Origin of the sequence: Roseinatronobacter alkalisoli, assembly GCF_028745735.1 — a bacterium.
Taxonomy (GTDB): Bacteria; Pseudomonadota; Alphaproteobacteria; order Rhodobacterales; family Rhodobacteraceae; genus Roseinatronobacter; species Roseinatronobacter alkalisoli.
Genome location: NZ_JAQZSM010000015.1, coordinates 1 through 25,567, shown reverse-complemented (window position 1 = coordinate 25,567; position 25,567 = coordinate 1). Strand labels below are relative to the sequence as shown.

The window sequence follows — 25,567 nt, the reverse complement described above, 5'->3', positions numbered from 1 at the left end:
GCCGTGTTTTCCATGCTCGCCCTGCTGGAAGCCGCAAAGGGCGACTGGCCGATGATGTTTTTGTGGCTGGTCGTGGCCTTTGTCGTGGATGGCATCGACGGGCCATTGGCACGGCACTATCATGTCAAGGCGAATGCCCCCAATATTGACGGCGAATTGCTGGATCTGATCATTGATTATCTGACCTATGTGTTCATTCCGGCGTTTGCGTTGTTTCAGTCCAATCTGCTGCCGGGCTGGACGGGCTGGATCGCGATTATCGTGATCACCTTTGCCAGTGTGATCTATTTTGCCGATACGCGCATGAAAAACCCCGACAACAGTTTTCAGGGGTTTCCGGCCTGCTGGAACATGGCAGCGATTGTCATTTTCGCCGCGCAGCCGTCATTCTGGGTCATTCTGGCGATTGTGGGTTTTCTGGCCGTGGCCATGTTCAGCCCGCTGAAATTCATCCATCCCGTGCGCACCAGACGCTGGCGCGCGCTGTCGCTTCCGGTGGCGCTGGTCTGGACAGTGCTGGCGGGGTGGGCAGCATGGACAGGATTCGCGCAGCCGCAGCCTGTCACGCTGGGGCTGATTGCGACAACGCTGTATCTGTCTTTTGCCGGGATCGCGCAGCAAATGCTGCCTGAACGGCGCTAGCGCAGGATCGCCTCTCGCAGGGGTGCGGCGGATACGGGGAAGCCCAAGGCGCGGGCTTAACACCGCAAGGCTGGCTCACGCCATCGGCGGACCGTCCCGCAGCCTGCCGGTTTGGCTGATCTTGACTCACGCCTTGAAAGCCGGAGTCATGCCGCCTGCATAAAGTGAACTCCCCCCACGCCGAACCAGCAGTCCCCGGCCCGCCGCTGGCGCGGGCATCAGCATGTTGCGGGACAAGCTGGGAACTGGTTTGCGTTTCCCGGACATGCGTAGTCAAAGGGGGGGTACGGCGTGACTTGCGTGAATGTGAATGAACGCGGGCACGCTATGAAGCGGGTCCGCCTCTCGCGGGGGGGGCGCGGCGATATAACGAACCCCCATGGCGCGGCGCAAAGGCCGATAGGGTTTGAAGGGACCGTCGCGCCAGTGGCGCGGCGAAAGCCCGGAAAACGCGCTATCGGCGGGCCGTCCCGCGGCCTGCCGGTTTTGCTGATGTCACGCCAGGCCTTGAAAATCGGAGTATGCCGCCTGCATAAAGTGAACTTCTCCGGGCGTGGGACCGGCAGTTGGCGCGGGCTATTCGCCCCAGCGCCGTTTCAGCCCCGTTCAGAGCAGCCTCCCGCCCTCGACCGGCAGCGCGGCTACTTCCTGAAGCGTGGTTCGGTCCGGGCCAGCAGGCGGCGAATGTTCTCGCGGTGGCTGTAGAAGACCAGCAGCTTCATGACCACCAGCAGCGCCACAAGTGGCATATAGCCCAGAAATGCGGCATAGATTGAACTGAACCCGCAAGCCACCAGCGCCGAAAGCGACGAATAGCGGCTCAGTTTGAACGTCAGCAGCCATGTCGCGCAGGTCGCCAGCCCCACCGGCCAGGCCAGCGCGAGCGCCACCCCGATGAAGGTTGCAACCCCTTTGCCGCCCCTGAACCCAAGATAGACAGGGTACAGATGCCCCAGAAACGCGGCCAGTGCAGCAACCTGCGCCGCATCCGGCCCGATGGCCCACCACGCCAGCAGCGCGGCAATGCCGCCCTTGGCCGCGTCCAGAAGGAACGTCAGCCCCCCCGCCAGCTTGTTGCCGGTGCGCATGACATTCGTGGCACCAATATTGCCCGATCCGATCTCGCGCAGATTGCCCAGCCCCATCAGCTTCGCAATTACCACGCCAAAGGGGACGGACCCCAGCGCGTAGGCCAGCACGGCCACGAGTGCCAGAATCCAGAATGGTGTCAGAAATTCGGGCATGGTTCAGCCTTCCTGCCGGTGAACACAGACGCCGCCGACATAGGTTGCCAGCACCCGCCCTTCCATCCGGGCACCGTCAAAGGGGGTGTTCCTGGATTTCGATTGCAGCGTGAAACGGTCCAGCACAAAGGGGGCGTCGGGGTCAAACAGCACCAGATCCCCCGGTGCGCCTACGGACAGCCGCCCTGCTGGCAGGCCCAGCCGCCGCGCCGGGTTCAGCGACATGGCGCGCCAGATCTGCGGCAGCGACACCCCACCGGAATGATAAAGCCGCATTGCCGCAGGCAGCAGCGTTTCCAGACCGACCGCACCCGCCGCTGCTTCTTCAAACGGCAGGCGCTTTGATTCCTCGTCCTGCGGGGTATGCATGGAACAGATGATGTCAATCAACCCCGTTGCCACCGCCTCGACCATGGCGCGGCGGTCATCCTCGTGGCGCAGGGGCGGCGTGAACTTGAAGAAGGTCCGGTAATCGCCGACATCCAGTTCATTCAGGGTCAGGTGATGAATGGAAATCCCCGCTGTCACATCCAGCCCGTTGGCTTTCGCGCGTTCCAGCGCAGGCAATGTGCGCGCACAGGTGATCTGATCGGCATGATAGCGCACGCCTGTCATCTCGACCAGGCCCATGTCGCGGTCAAACCCCATCCGTTCCGCCATGGGTGACACTGCGGGCAGGCCCCGCAAGGACGCAAATTTGCCGCTGGTCACACAGGCCCCGCGCGACAGGCCCTGATCCTGCGGATGCCCGACAATCAGCGCCCCCAGTCCCTTCGCATAACTCATGCAGCGCGCCAGTATCCTTGTATCGGCGGTCACATGGTCGCCATCGGTAAATGCCACAGCGCCTGCATCCATAAGAAAGCCGATTTCGGCCATTTCACGGCCTTCGCGCCCGCGCGTCAATGTGGCCATCGCCCGGATATTGACCGGCGTGCGCGCCGCCGCGCGGCGGGTGACATATTCCAGCACCTCTGGTGTATCGATCGCAGGCACAGTGTCGGGGCGCATGATGATGGTGGTGACACCACCCTTCGCGGCAGCAAGCCCCGCCGTGCGCAGGCTTTCCTTATGCTGCGCGCCCGGTTCGCCCACCTGAACCCCCATATCGACAATACCGGGGGCCAGACATTTGCCTTTGCACTCAACCACTTCCGCACCATCGGGGCAGGGGGCGTCGATTTCCGCAATCACGCCCTCGCGCAGCAACAGCGTGCCGTTACGTTCTGCCCCGGCTTCAGGGTCAATCAGGCGGGCATTCCCGAACCATGTCATCATCTGCGCAATTGTCCCTGTGCTTCATCTTGCCGGAAATACGCGCGGGCGGAATGGGCCGCAGGCCAAAGGGGGGCAGACAGCCCCCCTGCCTTGGCGGAATGCATGGGGATGGCTGCCATCATCATGCCCCCTTGCGCCTTGCGCGTTTGTCGCGTGCGGCCTCGATCGCGGCCATGATCGCTTCAGCGCCTGCGACATGTTTGATCAGATGCTTGTCGCCGGATCTGGTGATGATCTGGATGTCGCCGAACAGGCGGCGCACCTTTTCCAGTTCCAGCAGATAGACCTGCCGCCCGCCGGGGCCGATCAGGCGCATATTGGTCAGGGTCCAGCAGAATTTCATCTGCTCGGAATAAAGCCATACGCCCCGCACAGCCAGCGCCAGCACGGCACCAAGTGACCCGATGGCCACATGTTCCGACCCGATAAAGGCCAGCACCATGCCCACCACGCCCATGCCCAGCACCGCCATCACGCCATGATCGCGCCAATAGGTGGTCTTGTCGGACCGGATGTCGCGCAGCTTCTTTTCACCCGGCTCCGGGTCAAAAACCGTGTCGCCAGAACCGCTTGCACGAACTTGTTCACCCATGACCTACCCCCCGCAACCGCTGACTTTCGCGCCTGCGGCGCAGATTGCCCGCCAGCAGGTCCATCGCGGCCATGCGCACGGCAACGCCCATTTCCACCTGTTCCTGAATGACGGATCGGTTGATGTCATCGGCAATCGCACCGTCGATTTCCACGCCGCGGTTCATGGGGCCGGGATGCATGACAATCGCATCTTCCTTCGCATAGGCCAGTTTTTCGGCATCCAGCCCGTAGCGGTGAAAATATTCGCGTTCCGACGGGACAAAGCCGCCATCCATGCGTTCGCGTTGCAGGCGCAGCATCATGACAACATCGGCCCCTTCCAGACCGGCGCGCATGTCGTCAAACACTTCGACCCCGAATTCGGCCACTTGGGCTGGCATCAATGTGGGCGGGCCGACCAGCCGCACGCGGTTTTCCATCTTGCCCAGCAGCAGCAGGTTCGACCGCGCCACCCGGCTATGGGCAATATCGCCGCATATGGCCACGGTCAGCCGGTGCAGCCGCCCCTTGGCACGCCGGATGGTCAGCGCGTCCAGCAGCGCCTGGGTGGGGTGTTCATGCCTGCCATCGCCCGCATTCAGCACTGCGCAATTCACCTTCTCGGCCAGCAGGTTGACCGCGCCGGAACTGCCATGGCGCACGACCAGCAGGTCGGGATGCATGGCGTTCAGCGTCAGTGCCGTGTCGATCAGGGTTTCACCCTTCTTCAGGCTGGACTGCGCCATGGCCATATTCATCACATCCGCGCCCAGCCGCTTGCCTGCCAGCTCGAAACTGGCCTGCGTGCGGGTTGACGCTTCAAAGAACATGTTGATCTGCGTCATGCCCGACAGCGCGGTTGCGTGTTTCTCGGCGGAGCGGTTCAGCGCGACATAATCTTCGGCCAGATCAAGGATTGTGGTGATTTCCGCAGGCTGCAGCGGTTCGATCCCCAGAAGGTGATTTTGCGTGAATGTCATCTCTCGCCCTCTGACGCCGCGAATGGCCCCGTTATAGAAACCGCGCGCCATAACGACAAGGCCGCTTTACGCGCGCGGCGCGCTCCGGCATATGTTTGTGTATGACCGCAACGGACCCTTGGGAAACTGACTGGCAACTCGCGCGCGCTGCCCTTGAATGGCAGGTGGAAATGGGTGCGGATGACGCTATATGCGACGCGCCCCTGTGCCGCTATGACCTGCCTGAAAAGCGTGAAACCGCGCAGGCGGCGGCATCTGCGCCTGCCGCAGGCCCCGTCAGCACCCCTGTGGCTGTCGGGCCGGAACCGCTGGCCGACCCTGTGGCCATCGCAACGCAGGCGGCCGAATCAGCCCCCGATCTGGATGCGTTGCAGGACGCTTTGGCCGCGTTTGATCATTGCGACCTGAAACTGGGCGCCCGCAATCTGGTTTTTGCCGATGGCCAGCGCAATGCCCGCGTCATGATCATTGGCGAAGCGCCGGGGCGCGAGGAAGACCGCCAGGGCCGCCCCTTCGTGGGCGAGGCGGGCCAGCTTCTGGACCGGATGTTTGCTGCCATAGACATGGGGCGCGAAAACCCGGACCCGGCCCATGCGCTTTATATCACCAATATCCTGCCATGGCGGCCCCCGCAGAACCGCGACCCGTCAGCGGAAGAACGCGCAATGATGCGCCCCTTTGTGCAGCGTCATATCGAATTGATTGATCCGGAATTCGTCATCCTGATGGGGCGCATTTCGGCGGGCACCATGCTGAACACGACCGAAGGGATTACCCGGCTGCGCGGGCAATGGTGCGACCTGGTGGGCCGCCCCTGCCTGCCGATGCTGCACCCGGCCTATCTGCTGCGCAACCCGGCGATGAAACGCCATGCATGGGCGGATCTTCTGTCCCTGCAGGCGAAGCTCAGGACATGACCAGATGACCCCGCTTGATGATACCAGACCCTTTCTGCCAGTGCGTTTTGCGGTTCTGACGGTTTCGGACACGCGCGATGCGGGGTCCGACAGATCGGGCGACACGCTTGCAGAACGGATCAGCGCGGCAGGCCATGTTCTGGCCGCGCGTGACATCCTGCGCGATGAACGCAGCGATATTGCCGCCAGATTGCGCGCATGGTGTGCAGATCCCGGAATTGATGCAATTCTGACCACCGGCGGCACTGGCCTGACGGGCCGCGATGTCACCGTAGAGGCCCACCGCGATGTCTATGAAAAAGAGATAGAGGCATTCGGCACCATCTTCACGATTGTTTCCATGCAGAAAATCGGCACATCGGCCATCCAGTCGCGGGCCTGTGCGGGGGTGGCGCAGGGCACATATCTGTTTGCGCTGCCGGGATCGCCCGGTGCCTGCCGCGATGCCTGGGATGAAATATTGGCCCGTCAGTTCGATTACAGGCACCGTCCTTGTAACTTTGTCGAGATTTTACCCCGTCTGGACGAACATCTGCGACGGAAATAAAATATTCTGCGTTATCATGGGGTGAACCAGGGTCGCGTTTGCGGCGTAACACCTGTCATGCGCACAGCGCGCCGAACCGGAGTAGTCATGCGTTTTCTGACCCGAAGTCTTGTTGCCCTGTTACTGGCGGCGTGTTCAGTGGCGGCGCTCGGCTATGCCGGATATACCCTGTTTTCTGCAATTCAGGACCGCAATGAAGCAACCGGCAGGCCCGCGACCGGGCGTGAACGGGTGTTCACAGTGCGTGCGGTTCCGGTAACCCCGGCAGAAATATCGCCCACCCTGTCGGCCTTTGGCGAAGTGCGCACCCAGCGGGCGCTGGAATTGCGCGCGCCTGTCGGTGGGCGGGTGCTGGAAGTGGCGCAGGGGTTTGAAGATGGCGCAGAAGTCACCGAAGGGCAGTTGCTGTTCCGGATTGACCCTGCGGATGCGATATCTGCGCTGGCGCTGGCGCAATCGGACCTGTCGCGCGCGCAGGCCGAATTGCGCGATGCCGAACGCGCCCTGTCGCTTGCCGCCGAAGATGTGGATGCCGCGCAGGCGCAATATGACCTGCGCGAACGTGCCCTGATCCGCAGGCAGGGGCTGGCCGAACGCGGCGTTGCCACCGAAGCCGCGCTTGAAGAAGCCGAACTTGCGCTGTCATCGGCACGTCAGGCCGTTGTCGGGCGCAGGCAGGCGCAGGCGCAGGCAGATGCGCGCGCGGATCAGGCGCGCACCGCGCTGGAACGGCAGCGCATTTCCGTGAATGAGGCGCAGCGCAGACTGGATGACACGCGCGTTCACGCCAGTTTCACCGGCACGCTGGCAGATGTGAATATCGTCGAAGGGCGCATTGTGAATACCAGCGAACAGCTGGCACGCATCATCGACCCTGCCGCGCTGGAAGTGTCGGTGCGCCTGTCCACGGCGCAATATCTGCGCCTGCTGAATGATGACGGCGCGCTGCGTGATGCGGGTGCTGAAATCGCGCTGGAAGTGGCAGGGTTCGAAATCACGTCACCGGGGCGGGTGCTGCGGGCCTCTGCCACTGTGGAACAGGGGCAAAGCGGGCGGCGGCTATTCGTGGAACTGAACGCCCCGCGCGGTTTTCGCCCCGGTGATTTCGTGACCGTGCGCCTGCAGGAACCCGCGTTGCAGAATGTGGCGTTGCTGCCCGCATCGGCGGTGAATGCGGCGGGGAATGTGCTGGTCATCAATGACGATAACCGCCTGACGGCGATGCCTGTTTCCGTGCTGCGCAGACAGGGCGATGATGTCATCATCCGCGCGGACGGGCTTGCCGGGCGCGAGGTTGTGCGCGAAGTCACCCCCAATCTGGGCACTGGCATTCAGGTCAGCCCGCGACGCGAAAGCGCCGATGGCGGGCCGTTGCCGGAAGCCGCCGAAATGGTGACCCTGGATGCCAGCCACCGCGCCCGCCTGATTGCCCAGGTCGAAGGCAATTCCCGCATGCCCGAACAGATACGCGCGCGCCTTCTTGCGCAATTGTCGCAGGATCAGGTGCCCGCACAGATGATCGAACGCATCGAAAATACCGGTGCCGGACAGGGCGGTGCAGGGCAGGGCGGCGGTCCTATGCGCGGGGGCTGAATACATGACCGATCAGACCACATTGCGCAGCGCAAAGGACCGGCTGGCGGTTCAGGCGCTGGGGGCTTTCCGCTATTTCACCCGCCATAAAACAGCGGCAAACCTGCTGCTGGTCATCATGCTGGTCTCGGGGCTGGCCGCAATCCCGCAGATGCGGGCGCAGTTTTTCCCCGATGTGGTGGTGGACAATATCCGCGTTGATATCCCATGGCCCGGTGCCGGGGCCGAAGATGTGGATGCCGCCATCGTGCAGCTTGTCAGCCCCACACTTCAGGCGGTCGAAGGGGTGGCAAGGGTGTCCAGCCAGTCCACCGAAGGGCGCGCGCGCTTCACTGTGGAATTCGAAACCGGCTGGGATATGGGCCGCGCCAGCGCCGATGTGCAGGACGCGCTGGACACGGTCGGAAACCTGCCCGATGACGCCGAAGACCCTGTTGCGCGCCGGTCCGGCTGGTCTGACCGGGTGACGAATCTGGTGGTGACCGGCCCGGTTGCCGTGGAACAGCTTGCGCGTTTCGCAGATGAATTTTCCGCGCGCCTGTTTGATGACGGGATCACGCGGGTCAGCGTGTCGGGTGTCGCCAGCGCCGAAGTGGTCGTTGAACTGCCGCCGCGCAATCTGGTTGAACATGACATTGGCATGGCCGATATCGCGCAGGCCATCCGCGCCACGATCAGCATGGACCCGACGGGCGAGCTGTCATCAGGCGCGGCGCGGGTGCGTACTGGCGCGGAACGGCGCAGCGCAACCGATATTGCCGCAATTGCGCTGCGCACGCGCCCTGATGGGTCGGTGCTGCGCATTGGCGACGTCGCAGATGTCACCGAAGGGATGATCGACCGCGACCGCGCGTTTTTCGTGGGGGAAAACCCCGCCATTACCATGCGGGTGGACCGGTCGGAACAGGGCGATGCCATCGCCATTCAGGCGCGGGTGCAGGAACTGGCCGCGCAGATGAACGCCAACCTGCCCGATGGCACGCGCATCGAACTGGTATCGACGCGGGCGGAATTCATTTCCGGGCGGATCATGCTGCTGGTCAAGAACGGGCTGCTGGGGCTGGGGCTGGTGGTTGTGCTGCTGTTCCTGTTTCTGAATGCGCGTACGGCCTTCTGGGTGTCTGCGGGTATACCAGCGGCGATGCTGGCGGCGATTGCGGTCATGTATCTGATGGGGCTGAGTTTCAACATGATCTCGCTTTTTGCGCTGATCATCACCCTTGGCATCGTGGTGGATGATGCCATCGTGGTGGGGGAACATGCCGATTACCGCGCCCGCGAACTGGGCGAAGACCCCGCGCAGGCCGCCGAAAACGCCGCAACCCGCATGGCGCAGCCGGTTTTCGCAGCCACCATCACCACCATTCTGGCCTTCGGGGCGCTTGTCCTGATCGGCGGGCGATTCGGCACATTGATCGCCGATATTCCGCTGACAGTGATCGCAGTGCTGATCGCATCGCTGGTGGAATGCTTCCTGATCCTGCCCAATCACATGTATCACGCCATTGCCAGCGGGCTGAAACAGCGCTGGTATGACTGGCCGTCGCGGCAGGTGAACCGCGGGTTTCGCTGGGCGCGCGAACGCCTGTTCCGCCCCTTCATGCGCTTTGTGGTGTTTGCCCGCTATCCCGTTGTGGCGTTGCTGATTGCACTTCTGGCCACGCAGGTGGCGTTCCTGCTGCGCGGCGATCTGCCCTTCCGGTTTTTCAACCCGCCCGAACAGGGATCTGTCACTGGCAATATTGTCATGACAGACGGGGCCAGCCGCGAAGACACGATCGAAATGTTGCGCGAATTGCAGCGCGCCACGGATGCCGTCATTGCCGGTGTGGTGGATGAAGAAGGGCGCAACCCTACCACTTTTGTGATGGTAGAAGTGGGCGGGCAGTCCGGCCGCCCGTCTGCGGCGGCGGAAAACAAGGATGCGCATCTGCTGGGGTCCATCAGCATTGAACTGGTCGATGTTGATTCCCGAACCATCACGTCCTTTGCCTTCGCATCTGCCTTGCAGGACGAAGTGCGCCCCCATCCCCGGATGGAAGAACTGTCCTTCCGGTCCTGGGGCACCGGGCCGGGCGGGGACACGCTGTCGGTTGATCTGGCTGGCGGTGATTCCGAAACCCTGAAGGCCGCCGCCGAAGCGCTGCGCGTGGCCTTGGCCCCGTTCCCCGAAATCACCGGGCTGGAAGACAACCTGCCCTATGACAAATCTGAACTTCTGCTGGAACTGACACCGCAGGGGCAGGCGCTTGGCTTCACCATAGACGCGTTGTCGCGCGACCTGCGCAACCGCCTGTCGGGCGTGGAAGCTGCGACCTTCCCCGATGGTATCCGCACCGGGCGCGTGCGCGTGGAACTGCCCGAAGCCGCGCGCGCTGCTGATTTTCTGGACAGCATGATGATGCGCGCCGAAGCTGGCGCCTATGTGCCGCTGGGCGACATTGTGTCCGTGCGCGAACGGCAGGGGTTTTCCACTGTGCGGCGTGAAAACGGCGTGCGTGTTGTCACTGTCAGCGGCGATCTGTCCGAAGATGACCCGGCGCGCGCGCGCGAAGTGTCCCTTGCGCTGAGCACACAGATATTGCCGCAGATAGAGGCCGATTTCGGCATCACCACCCGCCTGTCCGGGCAGGCGGAGCAGGAACGCGAATTCATGTCCGATGCCGCAATCGGGCTTGGTCTGTGCCTGATCCTGATTTACCTGACGCTGGCCTGGGTGTTTTCCAGCTGGACACGCCCGATGGTTGTCATGTCGGTCATCCCCTTTGGCATGATCGGTGTGATATACGGCCATGTCAGCTGGGACATGGCCATGTCGATGTTCTCGATTGTCGGCATGGTGGGCATGGTGGGGATCATCATCAATGATTCCATTGTTCTGGTGACCACTGTGGACCAGTATGCCCGTGATCGCGGGCTTGTGCCGTCCATCATTGATGCAGCCTGCGACCGGTTGCGCCCGGTGCTGCTGACCACGCTGACGACGGTTCTGGGGCTTAGCCCGCTGCTGTTTGAAAATTCGACCGAAGCGGCATTCCTGAAACCCACTGTCATTACACTGGCTTATGGGCTTGGTTTCGGGATGGTCATTGTGTTGTTGCTGGTGCCTGCGGTTCTGGCCATCGGGCATGATGTGCAGCGCCAGTTCGCATCCTTGCGGCGGGTGTTTGCATTGCCTGTGCGGGGGCGTGGTGTGCTGGCAGTGCCGGTGCTGGTGGCGGGCATTCTGGCGCTGTGGTTCATGGCCACGATGGGGGCCGTGTTCCGCGACGGGGCGCTGCCGGGCGGGCTGGCATGGCTGGCATCAGATATGGGGGCCGACCCGCTGGGCCACGCAATGGCGCTGTTTCTGGCGGGATCGGTGCTGGCACTGGGGCTGGGCTGGGTTATCGGGGCGTTGGCTGTCTGGCTGTCGGCGCGCGCTACCCCTGCACAGGATCACGGCGCGAGCGAGCAGCCCTGATGACTAAGCGTGCCATTCTCGCTGACAAGACTGACCTTGATGGCAGACCGGTCAATCGCGCCCACCTGACCGGATTTCGTGCGCAGGCGGGTCTGCCCGGTGATGGTGCCGCCCTCGCGGTGCGATGGCAGAACATGGCTGCGTGCGCCCTGTCCGGGCAGTTCCACCAGCAGGAATTCCTGATTGCCGGTGCTGGGAATATCCATCTGCACGCTCAGCCGCAGGCCCCGGCTGTCGGGGTCAAGCGCGCATGTCAGGCCGCGTAAACCGGCGGCGCGGGCAGTGCCGGGCCGGTGCGTCAATGCGGATGCAATAACGCTGTCATGCTGCCCGCCACCATTCAGTGATGTCTGCATCCGCAGATCGACGGGCACGCAGATATCGTTGCATACGCCAATGCTCAATGTCGCGTCAAAGCTGATTGGGGCCGCCGCATCCTGCGGTGTCAGTTCAACGGGCAACACAAGTTCCCCCGCATAGCCGATACTGTTGAAACCCGCCTTCAGGAACAGGCGCGGCTCTGGCCAATGCACCCTGACATGCGCCAGATTGGACGATGCGCCCCAGTCCAGCCGGGGTGCGATACCGCTTTCGCCCGGATGGCGCCAATAGGTAATCCAGTCCGGCGACAGTTTCAGATGTAGCGCCGCGATATAGGTGCCCGACGCGGTTTTCCAGCCGGGCCTTATGCCGGCCTGCACCAGATCCGACGGCGCCGGGCTTTGGGCTTGCACCGCGAAGGGCGACAACAGGGCAGCGGCAAGCGCCAATGCGCGAAAAGGGGGGCATATCTTCATACGGCCTAGATTCCCTTTCCGGGGCTGAAACGGAAGTCACAAATCAGCGACCACAAGCAGCTGTGACATATTCGTTTGGGTATGGTCCGGTTCTTTCGCTTGGCAACCTGCGCGAAGCTGGGCATTGTGCGCAATATCCGCCAAAGATGAATGCCCATGACCAGCCTGACAGGAAAACTGCTGATTGCCACCCCCGCCATGCCCGACCTGCGCTTCGCGCATGCGGTGATTTTTCTATGCGCGCAATCAGATGATGGCACAATGGGGCTGATCATCAACAAGCCCCTGCCGGACCTGTCGATACAGAAGCTGGCGCAACATCTGCAACTGGTGGGAGAGGGCGCGCACCCGGAACCGGCCGATGGCCCCATTCATTTCGGCGGGCCGGTGGAAACGGGACGGGGGTTCGTGCTGCATTCGCAGGATTATTTCAGTGCTGATGGCAGCGTTCACGTGATTGACGGGGTGGTGCTGACAACATCATGCGATGTTCTGGCAGAACTGGCGCGCGGGCAGGGACCGGCGCAGGCGATTGCCGCGCTGGGTTACGCTGGCTGGGGGCCGCAGCAACTGGAACAAGAACTGCATGCCGGTGGCTGGCTGCTGGCCGATCCCGACCCGGAGCTGTTGTTTGCCACCAGTGATAGCGAAAAATGGAACAAGGCCCTGCGCAAGATTGGTGTGGACCCGCGCATGCTGTCGGGCCGGACCGGCCATGCGTAGGGGGGGGCTGGTCGGGGTGGTTTGTGCCAAGCCCGCGCCAGCGGTGGGCCGGGGTCTGTCGGTCCGACGTAGTAGAAGTTCACTTTATGCAAGCTCCATACCCCGTCATTCAAGGCTTGGCATAACGCCAGCGGAACCGGCAGGCCTCGGGACGGCCCACCGGTGGCGTGGGCCAGCCTGCGGCCTTGGCTCCGCGCCTTTGGGACTCGCGCCCCCGCTTCACCCCGCAATCAACCCGCCTTGCCCCGGCGCTATCCTAGCCCTCTGCCTCCGTCCCCACCAGTGCGGCGGCAAATTCCGCGGGGTCGAACGCCTGCAGGTCGTCAATCTGTTCACCCACGCCGATGGCATGAATCGGCAGTCCGAACCGGTCAGCCAGCGCAACAAGCACCCCGCCGCGCGCCGTGCCATCCAGTTTCGTCATGATCAGCCCTGACACATTGGCCAGCTTCCGGAATATATCGACCTGATTCAACGCATTCTGCCCGGTCGTTGCATCCAGCACCAGCAGGGTGTTATGCGGCGCGTCCGGGTCCAGTTTGCGCAGCACACGCAGGATCTTGGCCAGTTCTTCCATCAGGTCCGCGCGGTTCTGCAACCGCCCTGCAGTGTCGATCATCAACAGATCAATCCCTTCGGCCTTCGCGCGCGACAGCGCGTCAAAGGCAAGGCTCGCAGGGTCCGACCCTTCGGGCGCGGTCAGTACCGGCACGCCCGCACGTTCCCCCCAGACCTGAAGCTGTTCCACGGCGGCGGCGCGGAATGTGTCGCCTGCCGCAATCATCACGGATTTGCCCGCCCCGCGCAGCTGGCTGGCCAGTTTGCCGATGGTCGTGGTCTTGCCTGCGCCATTCACGCCGACCACCAGCACCACTTGCGGGCGCGCGGGATAAAGCGGCAGAGGGCGCGCCACCGGTTCCATGATGCGCGCAATCTCATCTGCCAGAAGCGCCTTGATTTCCGCCACCGACAGTTTGCGCCCCATATGCCCCTCGGCCAGATTGGCAGTGACACGCATGGCGGTGTCAACGCCCATATCTGCCTGAATCAGCACATCTTCCAGTGCCTCCAGCATGGCGTCATCCAACGCGCGGCGCGGCGCGTCACTGCGCCCCAGAAACCGGCCCAGCATACCGGGTGCTGCGGGGGCCGGGGCGCTGTTGCCGGGTGCGCCCTGTGGTGCGTCAGGGGGCGGGGCGGTATCCGCCGGGGCAGTGGTGTCGTCAATCAGCGCCTCCAGCCCCTCGTCCAGTCTGGACGAGGATTTGAACATCCGTTCTTTCAGCTTCTTGAAGAATGACATTGCACATCCCCTGGCGCATGTTCCTGCATCACGCCATGACAGCTAAACCAACTGCGCCGGATTGAAAAGTGATTGCGCCAGAATGCTTGACCCCACAGGCCCGGCGGTCCAATAGGCAGCATGGTCAACCCCACCCCCGATAGCGCGCCGGATGCGGCGCGACTGCTGCGCGCCGCGCGGGAATTGCCGCATCAGCGCGTTGCGGCAATTGAACTGGATGGCCGCCGCTACTGGATCAAACGGCCAGAGGCAGCGCCCCTGCGGTTGCGCCTGCAAAAGGGGAATGGCGCAGCGGCGTTTCAGCGTGAAATGGCCCGCCTGACAGCTTTTGCCGAACGGGGCGCACCGGTGCCCGCGATCATGGCGCAAAGCCCGGATATGGTAATTCTTGCCGATGCGGGCTTGCCCCTGTCCCATCTGGCGCAGCATGGCCCTGCGGAAGATATGGTCTTTTTGCTGGCGCAAGCAGCACGCGCGCTGGCGGGGTTGCATGCGGCGGGGCTGGCGCATGGGCGCCCACGCCTGCGCGATATATGCTGGGATGGGGCCGATATCCGGTTTCTGGACCTTGAAGCAGGCGCGCGGCTGGATGCACCACGCTGGCGGCGCGCGCGCGATCTGCTGATTTTCCTGCATTCCATCTTTCAGCATGACACCGACATGTCGGCATTGGCAGGGGGGGCGCTGGCCGCCTATGGCGATGCCGACCACGCGCAGGTCGCGCCACTGGCCCGCAAGATGGCGCGCGGGTTGGCGGTGGTGGCGTTCCTGGTCGCGCCCCTGATCCGGCGCGACCGCAAGCGGGGCAAAAAGAACAGCGAATTTGTGGCGCTGGCCGATTTGCTGAATTTCCTGTCCTGAGGCAATTTGCGCGGCTGTGCAGCATGGCAAACCGTGCTATCCCTTCTACAGGGTTTTCAATGTGATGGGATGTCATGCGTTTACCGGTTCTGCCTTTTGCGCTTGCCAGTGTCGCGCCGGTCCCCCTGCTGGCCTATGGCGGGTTCGCCGGGGGGGCGGCGCTGTGGGGTGCGGTGATCTATACGTCGTTCTTTGCCTTCGTGATGGATGAAATATTGCCGGGCCCGGACCCTGACGGCGCGGGAAGCGGGGAATTTCCCGCCGCTAATGCCCTGTCCGTTGTCCTGGCCCTCAGCCATCTGGCGCTGATGCCGCTTGCGGTCATGGCGGTTGCAGGGCTGACAGGGCTGGGGGGCGGCGAACGGGTGGGCGCGTTTTTCGGCTTCGGGCTGTATTTCGGCCAGGTCAGCAATTCCAACGCGCATGAACTGATTCACCGGGGCAACAGGGCGCTGTTTTCGCTGGGCAAGTGGGTCTATATTTCAATGCTTTACGGGCATCATACGACGGCGCACAGATTGTTGCACCATGTCCATGTGTCCACCCCGCTGGACCCGAATTTCCCGCCCAAGGGGCGCAGTTTCTATCGCTATTTCCTGCGCGGCTGGGTGGGCAGTTTCACGCGCGGCTACCGGGTGGAGCAACAGCGCGCGGCACGCGCGGGGCGCATGAATCCCTATGTGGAATATGTGGGCGGGGGGCTGGCATTTCTGGCGGTGTTCGGGCTGGCCTTTGGCTGGGGGGGCGTGCTTGCCTGGCTGGGCCTGTGTTTTTATGCGCAATCGCAACTGGCGATGGTGGATTACCTGCAACATTACGGGCTGGCGCGGCGCCGATTGCCCGATGGCAGTTATGAGCCGCAGGCCAGCCACCATAGCTGGAACAGCCCGCATTGGTTTTCATCCCATATGATGGTCAATGCGTCGCGCCATTCCGACCATCATGCGAACCCGTCGCGTATTTATCCGGCGCTGCGCCTGCCCGAAGATCATCCGGTCCTGCCCTATTCGTTACCTGCAATGGGGATTGTTGCACTGGTGCCCGCCTTGTGGTTCAAGCTGATGGATAAGCGCGTGGACAGGGTTCTGGCCAATGCGCAACCCGCAACGGAGGCGTAGATGAACATGGTTAAACGGTATATGCGCGGTGGGCTGGCCGCGCTGGCGCTGATGCTTCCCGCGCTGTCGCTTGGCGCGCAAACCCCCATGAGCGCAGAGGAATTTGAAACCTATGTCACGGGCCGCACCCTGACCTTCGGGTCTGGCGGGGCGCCCTATGGTGTTGAAGAATTCCGCCCCGGCCGCCGCACGCTCTGGGCCTTTATCGGCGACGAATGCCGCGAGGGGAGCTGGTTCCCCCGCGATGAGCAGATCTGCTTTGTCTATGATGACGCGCCGGGGTCAGAGCATTGCTGGATTTTCTGGCGCAGCGATCGGGGGCTGAATGCCCGTTTCATGGGCGATACATCCGATACCGAACTTTATGAGGTGGAAAACAGCCCCCGCCCGCTGATCTGCCACGGCCCCGAAGTGGGGGTCTGAGCGGCGGGTAAGATCACACCGGAACATTGCATCAGAGCATGTTGTGGGACAAAGTGGGAACTGGTGTTCCGCCCCTCGAACCTGCGAAATCAAGGCACGCAATAATGGGTGGATCCGGTATGTGGCGGATGTGCGTGTATGAATATAGCCCGCGCCATCGGCGGGCCGGGGACTGCCGGTCCCACATTGGATTAGTTCACTTTATGCAGGCGGCACACTCCCAAGTTCAAAGGCTTGAACCGACATCAGGTCATCGGCAGGCCGCGGGACGGCCGGGCCTGTGGCGTGGGCCAGCCTCGCGGCCTTGATTCTGCACCTTTTTGATGCGCCGGAACCCGCCATAGCCCAGCCCACCGATAGCGCGGCTCAGTCCCGGCCCGTCAGAACAGATCCCCCTGTTGCGGTGGGGCCGGGGGTTTGGATTTGGCGGGTTTTTCCGGCTTGCGGGGCAGCACATCCAGCGTTCCGTCTGAAAATTCGATCTGCAAGGCGGGTTTGCGCCCTGCGCCCTGCGCGGTTGTCAGCACCGCGCCCGCATCATCGCGCACCACGGCATAGCCGCGCTTCAAGGTCGCGGGATAGCCAAGTGACTGGCGCAGGCGGTCAAGGGCCGCAAGCCGGGTGGCCTGCCGGTCAAGGGAATTTGTGACAGCGCGGGTTGCGCGGGCCGCGCGTTCGTCCAACCGCTCGCGGCCCTTGTCGATCTGATGGGTGATGGTATTGGCACGCAACCCGGCTGCAATGCGGCGCAATTCCTGGGTTTTGCTCAGAAGGGCTGCGCGCAGCGATCCGGGGAAACGCTCGGCCCATTGGTCAAACCGCTGCACCGCAGGGGCCAGCAGCGTGTCCGCGCGGGGCAGGGCGCGCGCCACATCGCGCAGGCGTTGCTGGCGCTGGGAAATGGCATGCCCGCCCGCACGCAGCAGCCGTGCATCCAGATTGGCCAGATGCGCGGCCAGATCAGCATGGACCGGCACGGCAATTTCCGCAGCCGCGCTGGGGGTGGGCGCGCGCTGGTCGGCGGCATAATCGATCAATGTCGTGTCGGTTTCATGCCCCACGGCGGAAATCAGCGGAATGCGGCTTGCAGCGGCAGCGCGCACGACAATTTCTTCGTTAAACCCCCACAGGTCTTCGATAGAGCCACCGCCACGCGCCACGATCAGCACATCCGGGCGCGGGATGGGGCCGTCATGGGGCAGGGCGTTGAACCCCTTGATGGCGCGCGCCACTTCGGGCGCGCAACCCTGCCCCTGCACCGCGACCGGCCACAGCAGCACATGCACCCCGAACCGGTCGCGCAACCGGTGCAGGATGTCGCGGATCACCGCGCCTTGCGGCGATGTCACCACACCGATCACGCGCGGCAGATAGGGCAGGCGTTGCTTGCGCTCCGCGCCAAACAACCCTTCGGCGGCCAGCGCCGCCTTGCGTTTTTCCAGCATGGCCATCAGCGCACCCGCGCCCGCAGGTTCAATGCTTTCGACCTGAAGCTGGTATTTCGACTGCGGCGCAAAGGTGGTCAGGCGGCCTGTGGCAATGACCTCCATGCCTTCTTCGGGTTTCACGGCCATGCGCGCGACCTGACCCTTCCAGCTGACACTGGCAATGACCGCGCGGTCATCTTTCAGGTCGAAATACATATGCCCCGTGCGCGCAATCACCACGCGCCCCACTTCGCCACGCACGCGCACGCGCCCGAATTCCCCTTCCAGCACGCGCTTGACCGCGCCTGAAATTTCGGACACGGAAAATTCCGGGGTGTTGCTGGCTGGTTCGTCTATCAGGTCCATTATCGCGCCATTGCTTGTCATGGGGGCAAAGGCACCCTAGAACGCAAGCGCGTAAAGGCCAAGAGAGGGCAGCAATGAATATTCTGGTGTTGGGCAGCGGCGGGCGTGAACATGCCCTGGCCTGGGCGATCATGCAAAACCCCAAATGCGACCGGCTGATCTGTGCGCCGGGCAATGCGGGCATGGATGCGATTGCCGAATGCGCCGCGCTGGACATCAATGATGGTGGCGCGGTTGTTGCATTCTGCGTGGAAACCGCGATTGATTTCGTCGTCATCGGGCCAGAGGCACCGCTGGCCGCCGGCGTGGCCGACAGGTTGCGCGCGGCGGGCATTGCCTGTTTCGGCCCGTCGGCGGCAGCGGCACGGCTGGAAGCGTCCAAGGCATTTACCAAGGAAATCTGCGCCGCCGTGAATGCCCCGACAGCCGGCTATGCCCATTTCACCGATGCGCAATCGGCGCGCGCCTATGTGCTGGAACAGGGCGCACCGATTGTCATCAAGGCCGACGGGCTGGCCGCCGGCAAGGGCGTCATTGTCGCCATGACAGAAGCGGAAGCGCTGGACGCGGTCGCCACCATGTTCAGCGGTGAATTCGGCGCCGCCGGGGCCGAAGTCGTGATCGAGGAATTCATGGAAGGCGAAGAGGCCAGCTTCTTCGTGCTGGTCGATGGCGAAACCTGCCTGCCCATCGGCACCGCGCAGGACCACAAGCGCGTGGGCGATGGCGACACCGGCCCCAATACCGGCGGCATGGGCGCCTATTCGCCCGCCCCGGTCCTGAGCGATGCGATTGCGGGCGCGGCGCTGGACCAGATTGTACGCCCGACAATGGCGGAAATGGTGCGGCGCGGCATGCCCTATCAGGGGGTGCTGTATGTCGGGCTGATGATCAGGGACGGCCAGCCCCGGCTGGTGGAATATAACGTGCGCTTCGGTGACCCGGAATGTCAGGTGCTGATGATGCGCCTTGGCGCGCAGGCGCTGGACCTGATGCTGGCCTGTGCTGATGGGCGGCTGGACCAGATGCGCGTCAACTGGGCCGATGATCACGCGATGACAGTTGTGATGGCCGCGCAGGGCTATCCCGGTGCCTATGCCAGAGATACCGAAATCAAAGGGGTGGAGAATTGCCCAGAGGACAGCGCGCATATGGTGTTCCATGCGGGAACCGTGCGGGTGGATGGCAGGCTGCTGGCCAATGGCGGCAGGGTGCTGAACGTGACCGCCCGCGGCGCAACCCTGGCGCAGGCACAGGCGCGCGCCTATGCCATGGTGAACCAGATCGACTGGCCAGAGGGGTTTTGCCGCCGCGATATCGGCTGGCGGGCGCTATAATCGCGCCCGTCTGTTGAATGACTGCTGAATGACGCGCCCTGGCCTGCGCGAACGCGACGCGCGTCCCGGGGGCAGGGTGCGCCTGCTATTTTCACGTCAATATGGTGCGGGTGGAGGGACTTGAACCCCCACGCCTCGCGGCGCCAGAACCTAAATCTGGTGCGTCTGCCAATTTCGCCACACCCGCATTGCGCTGTCTCTAGCAAAAGCGAAAAGCGGATGCGAGGGGTTTTTTGCCGGATGCTGCCATATCCTTTCCGTGTTCCTGCCCAAGTCCTGCCATAGTTTCCCTTGATTGTGTCCAATATGGAAACATTGACACTATCCGCAGGCGTTAACCTTGCCGTTACATCTTTCCGGCAAGACTACAGCAGGAGATTCGGACATGTTTGAAAGCACAGTTTCCCTTGCACCGGCCTTGCGGCAACGACCGTCACGCCACCATCCCGGTGCGGGCATTGCACCCCGGGGTCTGGCCGCCGGGACATTGGTGCGTACCATTGCCGGGCCACGCCGGGTGGAAACCCTGCTTGCGGGGGATCTGTTGCTGGATGTTGATGAACAAATCGTCGAAATCCGCGCGATCCGCAAATATGAAGCGCGCGCCGATGATCTGGTGCAGGTTGACCCATCGGCGCTGGGGCTTGGCATGGCGCCGGGGCGGCTGGACCGTGCGCTGACTATCGGGCGCGGGCAGAAACTGGCGATACAGGACTGGCGCAGTCAGGTCGTGTTCGGCAAACCGGCGTTAAGTGCCGCCGAAGCGTTGATCGATGATATCAATGTGCGCAAACGCACGGATGCGGGCGCGTTGCTGTGCGAACTGACGTTCGAGCGGCCGACTGTCATTCTGGCGGACGGGATTTGCGTCCTCGCCGGGGTCTGAACCCGCGCGCGCCGCGCCCCTGCGCTGTCACATGCTGAAACGGATGCGGGCGCGGTTTCAGCCAGAACCGAAGATTCCGGTCCTGTGACAAATGCGCGTACCAGTCGTTCTGGCGCATGCCCGGAATGTGGTTGCGCCTGTCCTGTCATGGGCGTTTCAGCGCATTTTCCAGCACAAACACCCGGATCGCCGAAGCCAGCCCGATATCGCCCCGGCTTTCATCAATTTCCGTGGCAAGCATGTTCAGCGCCATCCTGCGTTCCGCAGCGATCCGGCGGAATTCCCGCCAGAAGATATCTTCCAGCGATACCGATGTGCGATGTCCGCGCAAGGTCAGGGAATGTTTGACGGGCCGCCCGTTCATTCCTCTCTCGTGCGCATATGGGCGTCCAGATGGGCACGCGCCTTCGCGGTCGCTGCCTGATTCTGCTGGCGTTCCGACTTGCTGCGGCCATGCTTCGCGGCAGCCTCGTCCGCCTGCTTGCGCGCGGCAGCCCTGGTGGCCTGTTTGCGGGCCATGCGAAGGTTGATGATCTTGCTCATGCCCGCATGGTAGCGGGGCGGGGGCAGGGGGCGCAACCGGGAATGTTGGGGGGGTGTTCCCATAGCTTTGCGACAAGACCCCGCGCCCGAACCGAGGGGCGGTTCGGGCGCTGCCCGTGCATCGCACGGGCAGGATACGGGGCGGGTGGCTACTCTTGCCGAAGTCTGAACTGCGGCAGAGTGCTCCTTATCTTCAGTCCTTCGGGCCGATCATATCCTCTGGCCGCACAACGCGGTCAAAGGTTTCGCCATCGACAAACCCCAGCGCGATGGCTTCCTCGCGCAGGGTGGTGCCGTTCTTATGCGCGGTCTTGGCCACCTTGGTCGCGTTGTCATAGCCGATGGTGGGCGCAAGGGCGGTGACCAGCATCAGCGATTCCTTCATCAGCTTGTCGATGCGTTCCACATTGGCGCGGGTGCCTACGACCATGTTGTCAGTGAAGCTTGATGCCGCATCGCCCAGAAGCTGCATGGATTGCAACACGTTATAGCTCATCATCGGGTTATAGACATTCAACTCGAAATGCCCCTGTGACCCTGCAAACCCCACCGCCGCGTCATTGCCCATGACATGCGCGCAGACCATGGTCAGCGCTTCGGCCTGTGTCGGGTTTACCTTGCCGGGCATGATGGAACTGCCCGGTTCATTTTCCGGCAGGATCAGTTCGCCCAAGCCCGACCGCGGGCCAGACCCCAGCAGCCGCATGTCATTGGCGATCTTGAACAGCGACCCGGCCACGGTTTTCAGCGCGCCAGAGAACATGACCATCGCGTCATGCGCGGCCAGTGCCTCGAATTTATTGGGGGCCGTGACGAAGGGCAGGCCGGTGATTTTGGCGATATGGCCCGCCACATTCACATCCCAGCCCTTGCGGGTGTTCAGCCCGGTGCCGACCGCCGTGCCGCCCTGTGCCAGTTCATAGATATGGGGCAGGCACATTTCCACCCGCGCGATGCCCATTTTCACCTGATGGGCATAGCCGCCGAATTCCTGCCCCAGTGTCAGGGGCGTGGCATCCTGCGTATGGGTGCGGCCGATCTTGATGATATTCTTGAATTCTTCCGCTTTCGCGGCCAGCGCGTCATGCAGCTTCTGCAACCCCGGCAGCAGCACATCGCGCGCATGCATGCCGATGGCCACATGCATGGCGGTGGGGAACGTGTCGTTGCTGGACTGGCCCATATTGCAATGGTCATTGGGGTGAACGGGCTTTTTCGACCCCATTTCGCCGCCCAGAATTTCAATCGCGCGGTTGGAAATCACTTCATTGGCGTTCATGTTGGATTGGGTGCCTGACCCGGTTTGCCATACGACCAGCGGGAAATTGTCGTCAAACCGGCCTTCGAACACTTCCTGCGCCGCCTGGGTGATGGCATCTGCCAGCGCCGCGTCCAGCGTGCCCTGTTCGCGGTTGACCAGTGCGCAGGCCCATTTGATGGCGCCAAGCGCGCGGATAATGGGCACAGGCTGGCGTTCCCAGCCGATGGGGAAGTTGATGATGGAGCGTTGCGTCTGCGCGCCCCAGTATTTGTCTGCGGGAACGTCCAGCGGGCCGAAACTGTCGGTTTCAATACGGGTGGTGGTCATGGGCAGGCTCCATTCATGGGACAGGATTTGCCCAGTGCTTAGCGGCTTGACAGGGGGAAATCAATTAGTATGCGATTGCATACTGATACCCCGGCGGATCGGGCCGGAATATGTTGTTCGGGGTGGGGAAGAGGCGGCGGCTGCCTTGCACCCAACCTGCGCGGAGCCAAGGGCGCAAGCCCGCCGCGCCACAGGTCTGGCCGTCCCGCGGCCTGCCGGTTACCCCAGCGTCATGCCAGGCCTTGAAGGCCGGAGTATGGAGCCAGCATAAAGTGAACTTCTATAACGCAGGACCGGCAGACCCCGGCCCACCGCTGGCGCGGGCTTGGTGCGTGTTGCCCCGCGCCTTGGGGAGTCCCGACACCCGTTTCACGCCATATCCGCCCGGCCTTGCATGTTCCGCCAGATACTGAGCGCACGCCTATTTGCGGAATTTGTCCAGACTGACGACTTCACCGCTTTTTTCTTCGGATGGGGCATCTTCCATCATCGGGGCTTCGTCAAAGCCATCCTCATCCTCGTCGTCGTCATCATCTTCGCTTTGCAATTCGAATCGCAGGCCGAATTCCACCGACGGGTCAACAAAGGTCGAAATCGCATCAAACGGAATATAAAGCGGCTCCGGCGAATTGCCGAAATTCAGCGTAATGGCAAAGCCGTCCTCATCCACAGTCAGATTGTCGAACCAGTTCTGCACCACCAGCGTGATTTCTTCAGGATAGCGGTCATGCAGCCAGTCGGCCATCTGCATGTCGGGATGGCCGGTATCGACAGTGATGAAGAAATGATGCGCGCCGGGCAGGCCGTTCTGCGCAACACTTTCCATCACGCTGCGGATCAGGCCGCGCATGGCTTCATGCATCAAATTGCCGTAATCTATGCCGCGTGTCATCTGCTGGTCCAACCTTCGTATTCTGCGATGCCCCATGTGGCGTGCCCCATGTGACATGCCCGTCTGCATGCCCGTGCAGCATAAGCAAATCATCCCCGAATGAAAGAGGGGGACCGCGCTTTTTACCACTTTTTGCCAGGTGGTGCCGGGTTGCGCAATTGCGCGCCGATTTCTGTCCAAATGTCTGAAAATGCAGGCTTCTGTTGCCAGGTGCCTGCGAACCCCGCCTTACGCGGCTAAGCGCAAGGGCTTAAGTTTCGGTTTGGTTACTGCTTACGCAGCAACTGCTACCGGAGCACGGTTGTCATTTGCAACTGTACGATTTGCACCGATAACGGTGGTGGCTCACCGAGACAAAGCTAACCCCTTTAGACGTTCGTCGATCCTGTTTCGGCCCCATTGTCCCCAAATGAAGGATGGATGGTGGAGCCGCCGGGTACCGCCCCCGGGTCCGATCCGCTTATTACGAGCGCGTTTATGTCCATAGTCCCTTGCGGAACAGTTCAAATGTAAGGGCTGGGCGGGGCGGATGCAAGGGGGCGTGGCCGCATTCCTGCCCTTTGCAGCGGCGCGGCGCTATCGCGTGTTCCGGGCGCGGCGGTCCAGCAGCATGATGCTGCCGATCCCCCAGGCGAGGGCCGTAAACACCACCAGTCCCAGGCCAAGGAAAATTGCCCAGAATCCGTATTGCATCCAGAACCCGTGCGGGCGCACCTGATCGGGGTAGTCGGGGTTATAGAGCACCGTCACAGTGGAATGCAGCGCAAAGCTGTAATCCGACGCGGCGATATGGGTCCGCGCCTCTGCAATGTCGCCGGTCGGGGTTTCGAACCGGAATGCGGGGCGGAACAGGTCGCCATCCTCGCGCGCCATCCGCCCGCTGTCGATCACGGTCGCCTCGACCTTCACGGCCCGGGTGGAAAAGCGCATCTCTTCCAGAATGAACCACCCGCCAAGGCCTGCAAACCCAAGCGGGATCATCATGACAAACGCCAGAACGACCAGATTACCCAGGCCCCTGACATGCAGACTATTCGCACCACGCCCCCGGTCCATCATCCCATCCCCCCGATCCGGCTGGCCCCGGCCCGCCGCGTTTCACCAAGCCGCCCCCCCCGGGGACGGGCAAAGATCAGACGCGCAAAGATTAGGGGGAGAGGGGGCGCGGATGCAAGCAGGCTTTGCGCGGATGGCCCGGCATTCACGCTGACCGGGGCGCCTAGTGGTCTACATATATCTGCAGCGCTTCACCCCGGCCATTGCGGCCATAGATGTCCACCCGGACTGTCGTCCCGCCCGCAACCAACGCACGGGCCGCTGACGGGTCAATGCGGCCATTTTGCAGCATGCGTTCCATGATCGCGCGATTCCCGGCATCGCCGAAGAAGCCGTCCCATTCATCGCCGGGATGCGAAATGCCGAAACGATGGTAATTCGCGCGGTCCTGCCGCAATATCTGCCATGGCTGCGTCAGGCGCTGGCCGTTGGAATTGAACAGATCTTCCTTGCCGATATACGCCCGATACGATTCAATCAGCGTTTGTGCCTGCGCAGGTATGCCACTTTGCAAGACCAGCAAAAGCGCCAGAAGGGTAACAGATTTCACGACATACTCCTTGCGCGACAATGATCTGGTGCCTCGTACTCTTGTCAGAACCGCGCCTTTGGTCAAGCCTGTTTATCGGCGGCGGTCAGGGGGACATGCCCCCCGCGCCGGGCCCGGTCGCCGGTTTGCGACAAAAGAAGATGTGCGGGAGAGGGGGGGCGGGTAGGGTGGTATGGACGCGCGGAACTGACGTCGTCACAATGATATACTTGTAGTCGGCCAACGTTTGCGGGGCTTGCATCGTTATACATACACTGGACAATCTTTACCCTGACGTTGGCCGTTATGGTCTTGTTGAAATTACCGGTTTTGGACTAGTACTACAGTTGCATATAATATGGATATCTGATTCAATCCTGCCTGAGCAATTGGGGAGGAATTTCGATGTCCGTATCGGATTGGGCTGGAGTGATTTCGGATTGGCGCGCCGCGCTTGAAGGTATGAAGGCGCGGATTGCAT

At 62.5% G+C, this 25,567-nt stretch carries 23 protein-coding genes, 1 tRNA gene, 1 other RNA gene and 1 pseudogene; 11 read left to right on the top strand and 15 right to left on the bottom strand.

Annotated elements, in window-relative coordinates; translation table 11 throughout:
* Positions 1 to 12 precede the first annotated feature (12 nt).
* Positions 13 to 642 carry a CDP-alcohol phosphatidyltransferase family protein gene (locus tag PUT78_RS14905; RefSeq protein ID WP_337994690.1) on the top strand — a complete coding sequence of 210 codons (630 nt, stop codon included), beginning with the start codon at positions 13 to 15 and terminating at the stop codon, positions 640 to 642.
* Between the two features lie 641 nt (positions 643 to 1,283).
* On the opposite strand, the gene plsY is transcribed toward PUT78_RS14905, so the two are convergent.
* From plsY to PUT78_RS14885, 4 genes are all read right to left on the bottom strand, one after another.
* A complete protein-coding gene (gene plsY, locus PUT78_RS14900; protein ID WP_274353065.1) occupies positions 1,284 to 1,886 on the bottom strand; it encodes a glycerol-3-phosphate 1-O-acyltransferase PlsY in 603 nt (200 codons plus the stop codon).
* A gap of 3 nt (positions 1,887 to 1,889) precedes the next feature.
* Positions 1,890 to 3,164, bottom strand: a complete 1,275-nt coding sequence (gene pyrC / locus PUT78_RS14895) for a dihydroorotase (protein ID WP_274353064.1) — start codon at positions 3,162 to 3,164, stop codon at positions 1,890 to 1,892.
* Between the two features lie 121 nt (positions 3,165 to 3,285).
* Positions 3,286 to 3,756 carry a hypothetical protein gene (locus PUT78_RS14890; RefSeq protein WP_274353063.1) on the bottom strand — a complete coding sequence of 157 codons (471 nt, stop codon included), beginning with the start codon at positions 3,754 to 3,756 and terminating at the stop codon, positions 3,286 to 3,288.
* Positions 3,749 to 4,717 carry an aspartate carbamoyltransferase catalytic subunit gene (locus PUT78_RS14885; RefSeq protein ID WP_274353062.1) on the bottom strand — a complete coding sequence of 323 codons (969 nt, stop codon included), beginning with the start codon at positions 4,715 to 4,717 and terminating at the stop codon, positions 3,749 to 3,751. Before PUT78_RS14885 ends, PUT78_RS14890 begins: the two co-directional genes overlap by 8 nt.
* Positions 4,718 to 4,818: 101 nt before the next feature.
* Here PUT78_RS14885 and PUT78_RS14880 point away from each other — a divergent pair, with 101 nt between their 5' ends.
* The 4 genes and pseudogenes from PUT78_RS14880 to PUT78_RS14865 form a co-directional block, all read left to right on the top strand.
* A complete protein-coding gene (locus tag PUT78_RS14880; RefSeq protein WP_274353061.1) occupies positions 4,819 to 5,634 on the top strand; it encodes a uracil-DNA glycosylase in 816 nt (271 codons plus the stop codon).
* 4 nt (positions 5,635 to 5,638) lie between these two features.
* Positions 5,639 to 6,181 carry a molybdenum cofactor biosynthesis protein B gene (gene moaB / locus PUT78_RS14875; RefSeq protein WP_274353060.1) on the top strand — a complete coding sequence of 181 codons (543 nt, stop codon included), beginning with the start codon at positions 5,639 to 5,641 and terminating at the stop codon, positions 6,179 to 6,181.
* 87 nt (positions 6,182 to 6,268) lie between these two features.
* A complete protein-coding gene (locus PUT78_RS14870) occupies positions 6,269 to 7,774 on the top strand; it encodes an efflux RND transporter periplasmic adaptor subunit (protein WP_274353059.1) in 1,506 nt (501 codons plus the stop codon).
* Positions 7,775 to 7,778: 4 nt separating this feature from the next.
* Positions 7,779 to 10,877: pseudogene (locus PUT78_RS14865) on the top strand (efflux RND transporter permease subunit); the annotation flags it as partial.
* Positions 10,878 to 11,212: 335 nt separating this feature from the next.
* On the opposite strand, the gene PUT78_RS14860 reads toward PUT78_RS14865, so the two are convergent.
* Positions 11,213 to 12,034, bottom strand: a complete 822-nt coding sequence (locus PUT78_RS14860) for a protein-disulfide reductase DsbD domain-containing protein (RefSeq protein ID WP_274353057.1) — start codon at positions 12,032 to 12,034, stop codon at positions 11,213 to 11,215.
* A gap of 156 nt (positions 12,035 to 12,190) precedes the next feature.
* Here PUT78_RS14860 and PUT78_RS14855 point away from each other — a divergent pair, with 156 nt between their 5' ends.
* A complete protein-coding gene (locus tag PUT78_RS14855; protein ID WP_274353056.1) occupies positions 12,191 to 12,757 on the top strand; it encodes a YqgE/AlgH family protein in 567 nt (188 codons plus the stop codon).
* Positions 12,758 to 13,013: 256 nt separating this feature from the next.
* Here PUT78_RS14855 and ftsY read toward each other — a convergent pair whose 3' ends face one another.
* Entirely contained in the window at positions 13,014 to 14,060 is a 1,047-nt protein-coding gene (gene ftsY, locus PUT78_RS14850; RefSeq protein WP_274353055.1) for a signal recognition particle-docking protein FtsY, read from the bottom strand.
* A gap of 120 nt (positions 14,061 to 14,180) precedes the next feature.
* Here ftsY and PUT78_RS14845 point away from each other — a divergent pair, with 120 nt between their 5' ends.
* The 3 genes from PUT78_RS14845 (at position 14,181) to PUT78_RS14835 (ending at position 16,462) form a co-directional block, all read left to right on the top strand.
* Entirely contained in the window at positions 14,181 to 14,921 is a 741-nt protein-coding gene (locus PUT78_RS14845) for a BUD32 family EKC/KEOPS complex subunit (RefSeq protein WP_274353054.1), read from the top strand.
* A 74-nt stretch (positions 14,922 to 14,995) separates the two neighbouring features.
* A complete protein-coding gene (locus tag PUT78_RS14840; protein ID WP_274353053.1) occupies positions 14,996 to 16,039 on the top strand; it encodes an alkane 1-monooxygenase in 1,044 nt (347 codons plus the stop codon).
* The gene (locus PUT78_RS14835; protein ID WP_274353052.1) at positions 16,040 to 16,462 is read left to right on the top strand and encodes a hypothetical protein; all 423 of its coding nucleotides are present in this window, start codon (positions 16,040 to 16,042) and stop codon (positions 16,460 to 16,462) included.
* Between the two features lie 380 nt (positions 16,463 to 16,842).
* On the opposite strand, the gene xseA is transcribed toward PUT78_RS14835, so the two are convergent.
* Complete coding sequence (xseA, locus tag PUT78_RS14830) at positions 16,843 to 18,258, bottom strand: exodeoxyribonuclease VII large subunit (RefSeq protein ID WP_274353143.1); 1,416 nt, start codon at positions 18,256 to 18,258, stop codon at positions 16,843 to 16,845.
* Between the two features lie 71 nt (positions 18,259 to 18,329).
* Here xseA and purD point away from each other — a divergent pair, with 71 nt between their 5' ends.
* Positions 18,330 to 19,592 carry a phosphoribosylamine--glycine ligase gene (gene purD, locus PUT78_RS14825; RefSeq protein ID WP_274353051.1) on the top strand — a complete coding sequence of 421 codons (1,263 nt, stop codon included), beginning with the start codon at positions 18,330 to 18,332 and terminating at the stop codon, positions 19,590 to 19,592.
* Positions 19,593 to 19,694: 102 nt separating this feature from the next.
* Here purD and PUT78_RS14820 read toward each other — a convergent pair.
* A tRNA-Leu gene (locus PUT78_RS14820) sits at positions 19,695 to 19,779 on the bottom strand.
* Positions 19,780 to 19,977: 198 nt separating this feature from the next.
* Here PUT78_RS14820 and PUT78_RS14815 point away from each other — a divergent pair.
* Complete coding sequence (locus tag PUT78_RS14815; RefSeq protein WP_274353050.1) at positions 19,978 to 20,478, top strand: Hint domain-containing protein; 501 nt, start codon at positions 19,978 to 19,980, stop codon at positions 20,476 to 20,478.
* Between the two features lie 145 nt (positions 20,479 to 20,623).
* Here the strand turns inward: PUT78_RS14815 and PUT78_RS14810 are convergent, their stop codons facing one another.
* The 7 genes from PUT78_RS14810 to PUT78_RS14780 form a co-directional block, all read right to left on the bottom strand.
* Entirely contained in the window at positions 20,624 to 20,842 is a 219-nt protein-coding gene (locus tag PUT78_RS14810; RefSeq protein ID WP_274353049.1) for a ribbon-helix-helix domain-containing protein, read from the bottom strand.
* On the bottom strand, positions 20,839 to 21,021 hold the full coding sequence (locus PUT78_RS14805) for a DUF4169 family protein (RefSeq protein WP_274353048.1): 183 nt from the start codon (positions 21,019 to 21,021) through the stop codon (positions 20,839 to 20,841). Before PUT78_RS14805 ends, PUT78_RS14810 begins: the two co-directional genes overlap by 4 nt.
* Before the next feature lie 193 nt (positions 21,022 to 21,214).
* Positions 21,215 to 22,609, bottom strand: coding sequence for a class II fumarate hydratase (gene fumC, locus PUT78_RS14800; protein ID WP_274353047.1), 1,395 nt, complete (start codon positions 22,607 to 22,609; stop codon positions 21,215 to 21,217).
* Positions 22,610 to 23,030: 421 nt separating this feature from the next.
* Entirely contained in the window at positions 23,031 to 23,501 is a 471-nt protein-coding gene (locus PUT78_RS14795) for an SspB family protein (RefSeq protein ID WP_274353046.1), read from the bottom strand.
* Between the two features lie 189 nt (positions 23,502 to 23,690).
* Positions 23,691 to 24,040, bottom strand: a transfer-messenger RNA (tmRNA) gene (gene ssrA, locus PUT78_RS14790).
* A gap of 37 nt (positions 24,041 to 24,077) precedes the next feature.
* Positions 24,078 to 24,560, bottom strand: a complete 483-nt coding sequence (locus tag PUT78_RS14785) for a DUF3592 domain-containing protein (RefSeq protein ID WP_274353045.1) — start codon at positions 24,558 to 24,560, stop codon at positions 24,078 to 24,080.
* 160 nt (positions 24,561 to 24,720) lie between these two features.
* On the bottom strand, positions 24,721 to 25,107 hold the full coding sequence (locus PUT78_RS14780) for a hypothetical protein (RefSeq protein ID WP_274353044.1): 387 nt from the start codon (positions 25,105 to 25,107) through the stop codon (positions 24,721 to 24,723).
* Positions 25,108 to 25,567 lie beyond the last annotated feature (460 nt).